General features: G+C 70.3%; 8 protein-coding genes and 2 pseudogenes. 3 read left to right on the top strand and 7 right to left on the bottom strand.

The annotated features are described in order from the left end of the window. The 3 genes and pseudogenes from ACFQ36_RS17950 to dacB all read right to left on the bottom strand — a co-directional run. Positions 1–331: pseudogene (locus ACFQ36_RS17950) on the bottom strand (tRNA(Ile)-lysidine synthetase); the annotation flags it as partial. 74 nt (positions 332–405) lie between these two features. Further along, positions 406–1,566, bottom strand: coding sequence for a zinc-dependent metalloprotease (locus ACFQ36_RS17955; RefSeq protein WP_377016084.1), 1,161 nt, complete (start codon positions 1,564–1,566; stop codon positions 406–408). A 105-nt stretch (positions 1,567–1,671) separates the two neighbouring features. Further along, the gene (gene dacB, locus ACFQ36_RS17960) at positions 1,672–3,087 is read right to left on the bottom strand and encodes a D-alanyl-D-alanine carboxypeptidase/D-alanyl-D-alanine-endopeptidase (protein WP_377016086.1); all 1,416 of its coding nucleotides are present in this window, start codon (positions 3,085–3,087) and stop codon (positions 1,672–1,674) included. A 173-nt stretch (positions 3,088–3,260) separates the two neighbouring features. Between dacB and ACFQ36_RS17965 the strand changes: the two genes are divergently transcribed. Both ACFQ36_RS17965 and ACFQ36_RS17970 read left to right on the top strand, forming a co-directional pair. Further along, on the top strand, positions 3,261–3,743 hold the full coding sequence (locus ACFQ36_RS17965; RefSeq protein ID WP_377016088.1) for an inorganic diphosphatase: 483 nt from the start codon (positions 3,261–3,263) through the stop codon (positions 3,741–3,743). 87 nt (positions 3,744–3,830) lie between these two features. Next, positions 3,831–4,523, top strand: a complete 693-nt coding sequence (locus ACFQ36_RS17970; protein WP_377016090.1) for a DsbA family protein — start codon at positions 3,831–3,833, stop codon at positions 4,521–4,523. Between the two features lie 24 nt (positions 4,524–4,547). Here ACFQ36_RS17970 and ACFQ36_RS17975 read toward each other — a convergent pair whose 3' ends face one another. Both ACFQ36_RS17975 and serS read right to left on the bottom strand, forming a co-directional pair. Further along, complete coding sequence (locus ACFQ36_RS17975; RefSeq protein ID WP_377016092.1) at positions 4,548–5,429, bottom strand: HAD family hydrolase; 882 nt, start codon at positions 5,427–5,429, stop codon at positions 4,548–4,550. A 126-nt stretch (positions 5,430–5,555) separates the two neighbouring features. Then, entirely contained in the window at positions 5,556–6,842 is a 1,287-nt protein-coding gene (gene serS, locus ACFQ36_RS17980; RefSeq protein ID WP_377016094.1) for a serine--tRNA ligase, read from the bottom strand. A gap of 78 nt (positions 6,843–6,920) precedes the next feature. Between serS and ACFQ36_RS17985 the strand changes: the two genes are divergently transcribed. Continuing rightward, entirely contained in the window at positions 6,921–8,015 is a 1,095-nt protein-coding gene (locus ACFQ36_RS17985; RefSeq protein WP_377016096.1) for a diacylglycerol/lipid kinase family protein, read from the top strand. Between the two features lie 29 nt (positions 8,016–8,044). On the opposite strand, the gene ACFQ36_RS17990 is transcribed toward ACFQ36_RS17985, so the two are convergent. Together ACFQ36_RS17990 and ACFQ36_RS17995 are read right to left on the bottom strand one after the other, a co-directional pair. Then, on the bottom strand, positions 8,045–8,389 hold the full coding sequence (locus ACFQ36_RS17990; RefSeq protein WP_377016098.1) for a hypothetical protein: 345 nt from the start codon (positions 8,387–8,389) through the stop codon (positions 8,045–8,047). 98 nt (positions 8,390–8,487) lie between these two features. Further along, positions 8,488–8,719: pseudogene (locus ACFQ36_RS17995) on the bottom strand (DNA topoisomerase IB); the annotation flags it as partial.

An 8,719-nucleotide genomic window follows, 5' to 3' on the forward strand; every position in this document is an offset into this window, starting at 1 on the left:
CGGCCTCCGGGCCCATGCCGGGGTCCCGGACCTGCACCCGGCGCACCTGCACCGGCGCCAGGCCCAGCCGTTCCAGCTGGCTGCGGGTCCGTTCGGCGACGGCGTCGCTGTCGTCCTGCAGGCCGTGGTCGACAATGACGGCGCCCACCCGGAACGCACGCGTTCCGTCCCGCCGCTGCCGGCCGAAGAAGGCGGCCGCCGCCGCCAGCGCCAGCGAGTCCGGTCCTCCGCTGCAGGCCACCAGCAGCAGCGCCGGTTCGCCGGCCGGCGGGGCGGATGCCGGCGGCAGCAGCTCCAGCGCGGCGCGCAGCTGGTTGCGTGCGGTCCCCATCAGCGGGTCCAGGCGCCGCTTCCGGACCGGGCCTGGGGGTGCGGGGAAAGGTTCCCGGGCGGGCTCTTCCGGGCTCATGCCCGGGAATAGTCCATCCGGCTGATCCACAGGTCCGGCTGGTGGATCTCCTGTTCGGTCGGCAGGTTCTCCGCGCGCTCCCAGACCCTGTTGAAGCCCTCCATGCCGACCTGGCCGACCACCGCGCGGACGAATTTCGCGCCGTCGGTATACTGGCGCGCCTTGGCGTCCAGGCCCATCAGCCTGCGCACCCAGTTCTCCAGCACCCCGCGGTTCTTGCTGCGGGCGTTGAAGCGCTGCCGGATGGTCTTGACGCTGGGCACCACCGAGGCATCCACCTCGTCCATTACCACGTTGGCATGGCCCTCGAGCAGGCTCATCACGGCGGTCAGGTGGGAAAAGACCGCCTTCTCCTCGGGGCCGCGGAACAGTTCCAGCAGGCTGCCGGCGGCGCTGCCGCCGGCTGCGCCGCCCCCGGGTTCCTGCCCGGAGGCCACCGCCTTGGCGCTGGAGGCCAGCACCTTGAGGGCCTGCTGCAGCCGGTCGCCGATGGTGTCCGCCTTCGCGGCAATGCTGCTGGAGAGCTCCGCAATTTGCTCCAGCATGTGGTCCCGCAGCCATGGAGCGGCCGCGAACTGCACCCGGTGCGTCTGCTCGTGCAGGCAGACCCAGAGCCGGAAGTCCACCGGCTCCACGTTCAGTTCCTGTTCGAGGGCGATGATGTTCGGCGCCACCAGCAGCAGCCGTCCGCCCGCCGGCCCGCCGGTCAGCAGCGAAGAGAACGGATCGTACTGGCCGAGCACCTTGCTGGAGAGGAAGGAGAGGATGGCCCCCATCTGGGTCCCGGTCACGGTGCTGCCCAGGGCCGTCGCGGCGCTCTTGAGCTGGTCCGGCCGCTTCTCCGCCAGCGCCTTCAGCGCCGGCTGCAGCATGATCTCGAAGCTGCGGGCGTTGGCCTTGGACCATGCGGCCCGGTCCACAACCAGCACCTGGGAATCGCGCAGGTCCCGGGCCGCGTCCAGTCCGGTGATCCGGTGCACATGGTCCACGGACTCGTCGGCGAGTCCGCGCAGGTTCTCGACGGCGGCCTGGATCTGCGCTCCGGAGAGCTTGGGCCCGGCGGGCGTCAGCCGGGCGGCAGTGGTGGCGGCCAGCTCCCAGTTGATCAACCGGGGAGGCGTGGCGGAGTTGTTTGCTGGGCTGGCTGTAGTGTCCATCAGTTCACATCAGATCACATGTTGGTGCCCGCGGTCACGGGCCGTTCGCTGAGCGCACGCCGTGCTTCCCCAGCGCCGGATGGAGCGCAGGGCCGGCAGCGGTTATCAGCGGCAGCCGCAGCCGGCCAGCGCCGTGGCGGCACGGTCCGCGGCGGTCCGGGCCTGCGCCGTCGAATTGCGCAGGTCGTTGGCCACGAAGGAGAACACCAGCAGCCGGTCCTCGGCGGTGACCACGTACCCGGTGAGCGCGGTCACGGCATTGAGCGTGCCGGTCTTGGCCCGGACCAGGCCTGCCCCGGCCTGGTTCTCCCGGGTATAGCGGCCGTCCAGGGTGCCGCTCAGCCCCGCGATGGGCAGGCCCGACAGGCCGGCGCGCAGCGAGGCATTGTCCCCGCTGGTGATCGCCGCGACCACTGCCGCGAGCTGGGCGGTGGAGACCTGGTTGCGCAGGGACAGCCCGCTGGCGTCGGTGATCAGCATCCCGTCGGTGGGAACGCCGAGCCGGGAGACGGCCTCCCGGACCGCCTCGGTGCCGCCGCCGAAGGAGCCGGGCTTGCCGCTGGCCAGCGCGGTGTTGCGGGCCAGCACCTCGGCGACATAGTTGTCCGATTCCTGCAGCATGTAGTCGACCTGGTCCGAGACCGGGGCGGACTCCACGCGGGCCAGTTCGGTGGCACCCCCGGGAATGCTGCCGCGGATGACGGGGCCGGCCACCTTTATGCCGCTGCCGGCCACGGACTTCGCCAGCGCGTCCCGGAAGGCCAGGCCGGTGGCCAGGGCCGCGTCCGGCGAGTAGGCGGCGGCGCCGGCCGAACTGCGGCCCGCGTCCATGGCCAGCGGGTAGATCGGGCCCACCTGCCCCGAGGCCACATCGGCCGGATCCCAGCCCGGGCTGATTACCGGGCCCGCATAGGCCGTGTCGTCGAGCAGGATGGTGAGCTTGCCGGCAAAATCCTCCGCCTTCAGCCTCTCCGCCGTCTCGGCGGCCAGTGTCGCCAGGCCGGCCCGGCTGGGCGCGCCCGCCGCCTGGCTGCCCGATTCCCCGGCCGTCAGCAGGCAGTCCCCGCCGCCGCGCAGGACCAGGGTCCCCGGTTTGCTGCCGCGCAGCACGGAGGTGGCGAATCTGCCCTCCGGGCCCAGCACGGACAGGGCCGCGGCGGCCGTGAGCAGCTTCATGTTGGAGGCCGGAATGCGCGGCTGCTGGCCCAAACGGTTGTACAGCACCTGCCCGGTGGCAGCATCGGCGACCGTCGCGGCGAAGCTGCCGCCGTCGAACGCCAGCGCCTGGTCCAGCACGCCGGAGAGGACCTTTGGATCCGGCACCGGCGCCGAATCCTCGAGTGCGGTGATGGGTCCGGGCCCGGAGAGCCGGTTGGGAACCTGCTGGGCCGGCGGCGGGACGGCCGGGCCGGAAGCGTCCGCCCATTCGGCCCGGGCGAGATTCATGCCCACGGGCACCGCAACGGCCGCATAGGCGGCGGCGAGCAACACGGAAGTGAGCACGCGGAAGCCACGGTTCATGCTGTCCTCCCGGTGAAGTTGCGCCCCATCGTGAACACCCGCGCGGTAAGCCGATGCCGGGCCGGGGGCGCAGGGCCTATATCGTTAAGGGTAAACCGGCGCGGGACCCTGCCCGTCTCACCACGGGCCGCACCTGCCGCGTCCAGACCTGCCGTCGCTATCAGGAGCATGCCATGAAGCACGATGTGACCATCGAAATCCCCAAGGGATCACGCGTGAAGTACGAAATCGACCACGAGACGCACCGGCTGCGCCTGGACCGTGTGCTGTTCACGTCCATGCAGTACCCCACGCACTACGGCTACTTCGAGGACACCCTGGGCGAGGACGGGGATCCGCTGGATGCCATGCTGCTGCTGCAGGACTTCGACCTGCTGCCGGGCGTGCTGGTCGAGGCCCGCCCGATCGCCGTGTTCAACATGACCGACGACGGCGGCGGAGACGCGAAGATCCTGTGCGTTCCCACCGACACACGGTTCGACCACATCCAGGAACTCTCCGACGTGCCGGAATTCCTGATCAAGGAGATCGAGCACTTCTTCACCCGGTACAAGGACCTCGAGCCGGGCAAGTGGGTCAGGGCCGAGGGCTGGTCCGACCGCGCGGCCGCCGAGGCCGAGCTGGAAGCGTCCATCAAGCGCTTCGAAACCAAGTAGGGCCCTGCCCGCTTCCGGCGGCCCGGCTCCGGCCGGGCCGCCCCTGCACCATGTGCACCCTCCGTTCCGCCCTCCAGTAGGATCTTTGTGAATTCGAGCACCACCCCCGCCAGCGAACCGACCACCTCGAGCAAATCCCGCAAGGCACGCATCGCCGTCTGGATCCTGATGGGGCTGATGGTCCTGACGGGCACCCTGGGTTTCGCCGTGGCCAGGAGCACGGCCGGCACCGCCCCGCAGGATGCCGGCCAGGTGGTCCGGGCCAACAGCCGCGTCCTCTCCCAGGCCCCGGACGAGAAGGCCCAGCTGGTCGAGTTCCTGGACTTCGAATGCGAAGCCTGCCTGGCCGCGTACCCCTTTGTCGAAGAGCTGCGCGAGGAACACGGGGACACGGTCACGTTCATCGACCGCTACTTCCCGCTGCCCGGCCACCGCAATTCCATGAACGCCGCGATCGCCGTCGAATCCGCCGCCCAGCAGGGCAAATACGAGGCCATGTACCACAAGATGTTCCGGACCCAGAAGGACTGGGGCGGCTCGGCAGACGACAAGAGCGCCGTCTTCCGCGGCTACGCGCAGGAGCTCGGCCTGGACATGGCCGCCTACGACCGCGCCGTGGCGGACCCGGCCACCGCCGCACGCGTCCAGGCAGACAAGGCGGACGGCCTGGCCCTGGGCATCAGCGGCACTCCGACCTTCTTCCTCAACGGGAAACCGCTGGTGGCCGACTCGCTGGAGGAATTCCGCGCCCTCGTCGAAAAGGCGGCCGGCCGGCCCTGAGCGGCTTCCCGGCGAGGCCGGCCCTCAGGAAAGCAGGCTGCGCAGGACGACGGCCGCGCCGTCCTGCTCCACCGTGCCGGTGACCTCCCGGGCGGCGGCGGCAACCTCCTCGGGGGCCTGCCCCATGGCGACGCCGCGGGCTGCCCAGGTCAGCATCTCGATGTCATTGCGCCCGTCCCCCATCGCCACGGTGTCGGCAGGGTCCACGCCCAGCTCGCGGCGCAGCGATTCCAGCGCGCTGGCCTTCGTCACGCCGTTGGCGGCGATATCCAGCCACGCGGTCCAGCCCACCGAGTAGGACACGCCGTGCAGTCCTGCGCTGTCAATGGCGCGGGCGAATTCCTCGGGGGTGTTGTCGGCGCTGGAGACCACGACGCGGACGGCGGTGGAGCCGGCCAGGGTCTCGAAGTCCACGCCCTCGGCCTCGATGCCGAAGGTCCCGTCCTGGAAGCGCTCGGTGGAGAGGAACCTGCCTTCCTCGTCTTCGAGGGCGAATTTGGCCGTGGGCAGCTTGGTGCGCAGCGCGCGCAGGGCCGGGCCCGGGTTGAAGGTCACGCGGTCCACCACCTCGTAGCCGTCCTCGAGGTCCGCATCCACGCGCAGCGTCACCGCACCGTTGGAGCAGACCGCGTAGCCGCGGGTCATGCCAATCAGTTCGATGACCGGCAGCGTCGCGTTCAGGGACCGGCCGGTGGCGACCACCACCTGGTGCCCGGCCTCCACCACGGCCCGCGCCGCCGCGCGCACCGCGGTGCTCATGTGGCCGTCATGGTTGACGAGGGTCCCGTCAACATCCAGGGCCACCAGCTTGCGGGCCCCGTTCAGGGTCCCGCCGGTCAGGTTTGCCGTCCCGGTTCCGCGCTGGTCCTCGGTGCCAGCAGCCGCTTTGTCAGCTGTAGTTGTCATCTCACAAGTGAACCAGACGACGGGGTGACACCGGTAGGAGCTCGGCCACAAACCTGGATTAACAGCCCGTGAACGAAGCCGCCCGCAGGCCCCCGGCCTGGAACCCCTGCAAGAGCGCCTGAATCCTCAGAGGACCGGCAGGACCTCCAGGCCGCCCAGGTACGGGCGCAGCGCCGCCGGAACGGTGACCGAGCCGTCGGGGTTCTGGTGATGCTCGAGGATGGCGACAATCCAGCGCGTGGTGGCCAGGGTTCCGTTCAGCGTGGCCGCCGTCCGGGTGCCCTTCTTTTCCCCGCCCTCGCCGGTCAGCCGCTCCCGGACATTCAACCGGCGGGCCTGGAACGTGGTGCAGTTGGACGTGGAGGTCAGCTCGCGGTAGGCGTTCTGGGTCGGGACCCAGGCCTCGCAGTCGTACTTGCGCGCGGCGGAGGTGCCCAGGTCTCCTGCGGCCGTGTGGATCACCCGGTACGGCAGCTCCACCTTGGCCAGCATTTCCTCTTCCCAGGCCAGCAGCCGCTCGTGCTCGGCGGCGGCCTCGTCCACGGTGGTGTAACTGAACATCTCCACCTTGTTGAACTGGTGGACCCGGATGATGCCGCGGGTGTCCTTGCCGTGCGAGCCGGCCTCGCGGCGGTAGCACGAGGACCAGCCGGCATACCGGATGGGCCCGTCGGACAGGTCCAGGATTTCGTCCGCGTGGTACCCGGCCAGCGGAACCTCCGAGGTGCCCACCAGGTACAGGTCGTCCTCGGCGAGCCGGTAGATTTCGGCGTCGTGCGCCACGTCGAAGCCGGTGCCCTGCATGGTTTCCGGCCGGACCAGCGTGGGGGTGATCATCGGCGTGAAGCCGGCCGCCACCGCCTGGTCCATGGCCATGTTCAGCAGCGCAATCTCCAGCCGGGCGCCCACCCCCTTCAGGAAGTAGAAGCGCGCACCCGAGACCTTGGCCCCGCGCTCCATGTCGATGGCCCCGATCAGCTCACCGATCTCCAGGTGGTCCCGCGGCTCGAAGCCGTCCTTGGAAAAGTCCCGCGGTTCGCCGACGGTCTTGATGACCTCGAAGTCGTCCTCGCCGCCCTCGGGCACACCGTCCTCGACCAGGTTCGGGATGCGGCGGACCAGCGCCTCCTGCTCGGCCTGCGCGGCATCCGAGGCGGCCTGGGCGGCCTTGACCCGGGAGGCGAGCTCCTTGACCTCGGCCAGCAGCGCCTGCTTCTCTTCGCCCTTGGCCTGGGCCACCTTCTTGCCGTAGGCATTCTGCTCCGCGCGCAGGGACTCGTAGCGGTTGATCGCGTCGCGCCGGGCCGTGTCGGCGGCAACCACCGCATCGACCAGGGACTCGTCTGCACCCCGGGCCCGCTGGGAGGCCCGGAATCGTTCGGGATTGGCGCGAAGTTCATTTACATCGATCACCAGCCCAGCCTATACAAAAAATGCCGCGCGAACCCGGCAGCCCCGGGCGCACGGGCTGCGGATATTCTAAAGATCATCATGGACACTCAGTGGGTGGTTGGCCTGGCCGTCGCGATTGCCGCGGTGGCCCTCGTCCTGAGCTGGCTCAGCGCCCGCCACCTTCCCCGGCCGCGTCCCGAGCAGGTCCCGCCGGCCACGACGCCGGCCAGGGCGGCCGGCCTCCAGCGCGTGGCCCTGGTGCTCAATCCGATCAAGAACGACGCCGAGGCCGCCCGCCAGAAGATCGTCGCTGCCTGCGCCGAAGCCGGCTGGGACGAGCCGCTGGTGCTGGAAACCACCGTTGAGGACCCCGGCCACTCGCAGACCCGGCGGGCCTTGGCCGCCGGGGCCGACGTAGTCCTGGCCGGCGGCGGGGACGGTACCCTGCGGGTGGTGGCCTCGGAACTGGCCGGCGGCAAGGTGCCGGTGGGGCTGGTGCCGCTGGGCACCGGAAACCTGCTGGCGCGCAATCTGGGCATGGACCCGAACGACCTGGACACGAACATCCGCACCGCGCTGCACGGCACCAGCCGGCGGATCGACACGGCGACCATCACGCTGGAGAACAGGCACACCCGCAAGGTGGCCCGGGACACCTTCCTGGTCATGGCCGGTGCCGGCCTGGATGCCGAGGTGCTCGCGGCGACCAGGGACGAGCTGAAGAAGCGGATCGGCTGGATGGCCTATTCCGAGGCCGGTGTGCGGCACCTGCCGGGCAAGAGCCGGCGGGTCACCGTCAGCTTCGACGACGGCCCGGCCGAGCACCGCAGGATCCGCAGCATCCTGTTCGCCAACTGCGGCAGGATGCCGGCGGGGATCCACTTTGTTCCGGACGCCCTGCTCGACGACGGCGAGCTGGACATCGTCCTGCTCAGCCCCCGCAGCGTGGTCGGCTGGCTCTGGATCGGGGCGAAGACGGTACTCAAGCACCCCGCCCCGATCCCGGTGATCGACTACATCCGTGCCAAAAAGATCCGGATCACCGCGCACGAGCCCATCAACACGCAGCTGGACGGGGACCTGCACGGCCACGTCACGTCGCTGACCGTGCAGGTGCGGCCGGCCTCGCTGGCCGTCCGGGTGGATCCGGTGGCGCTGCGGAACAACCCCGGAGCGAATTCCTTCAGCGACTGAGATTGGGGCGCTCCCCCAGCGTGCCGGCCTTACTGCTCGTCGCCGGCGTAGTACTGGTCGTCGCTGGCCTCCGCCCCGGCGGTACCGGCCAACTCCTCGCCGGGCACGTCGAGCGACGCGGCGGCCTCGTCCAGCCCGGCTGCTTCCTCGCCCTCCTCGCGGTACCGTCCGCCCTCCTCGGTGGGAAACTCCCCGTGGGCCTGCTCCGCGATCAGCTCCTGCTCCTCGGCGAAGCGCAGGTCGTTGGCCAGGTCTCCGGCGTCGCCGACCCGCTCCTCCCGGGCGGTCTGGGTCAGCGCCTCCTCGAAGGCGTCGTCATGCCTGCTGTCATCCCCGTAGCGGCCCGATTCCCGTCCCGCGTTTTGTTCCGTCATGGCCCCGCCTTTCCCTGGTGTTCGTGAGCTTCGCATCATGGACAACCATCAGCTTACTTACTACCGGCCGCCGCGGAAACCGCGTGCCGCCGTCCCGCTCAGGCGGCGAGGAACTGCCGGACGGCCGACTCGGACACCCGCCCGGAGGCGGCCGGGACGGTCTCCCCGTCCATAAAACGGTCCACGATCCTGGGGTCCACATAGGACTTCCGCGCAACGGCGGGTGTGTTGCCCAGGTGTTCGGCGACCTCGCGCATGGTCGCGGCAACAGCGCGGCGGCGCGCGGTTTCGCTGACCCAGCCGCCCCGCTTCCGGCCGGCGGCGGGGCTG

Source organism: Arthrobacter sp. GCM10027362, assembly GCF_042679445.1.
Classification (GTDB): Bacteria; Actinomycetota; Actinomycetes; order Actinomycetales; family Micrococcaceae; genus Crystallibacter.

Bases quoted from the DNA above. Each gene is read 5' to 3' on its own strand.
- ACFQ36_RS17955 (WP_377016084.1), bottom strand. From the start codon at position 1,566: ATGGACACTACAGCCAGCCCAGCAAACAACTCCGCCACGCCTCCCCGG.
- dacB (WP_377016086.1), bottom strand. From the start codon at position 3,087: ATGAACCGTGGCTTCCGCGTGCTCACTTCCGTGTTGCTCGCCGCCGCC.
- ACFQ36_RS17965 (WP_377016088.1), top strand. From the start codon at position 3,261: ATGAAGCACGATGTGACCATCGAAATCCCCAAGGGATCACGCGTGAAG.
- ACFQ36_RS17975 (WP_377016092.1), bottom strand. From the start codon at position 5,429: ATGACAACTACAGCTGACAAAGCGGCTGCTGGCACCGAGGACCAGCGC.
- ACFQ36_RS17985 (WP_377016096.1), top strand. From the start codon at position 6,921: ATGGACACTCAGTGGGTGGTTGGCCTGGCCGTCGCGATTGCCGCGGTG.
- ACFQ36_RS17990 (WP_377016098.1), bottom strand. From the start codon at position 8,389: ATGACGGAACAAAACGCGGGACGGGAATCGGGCCGCTACGGGGATGAC.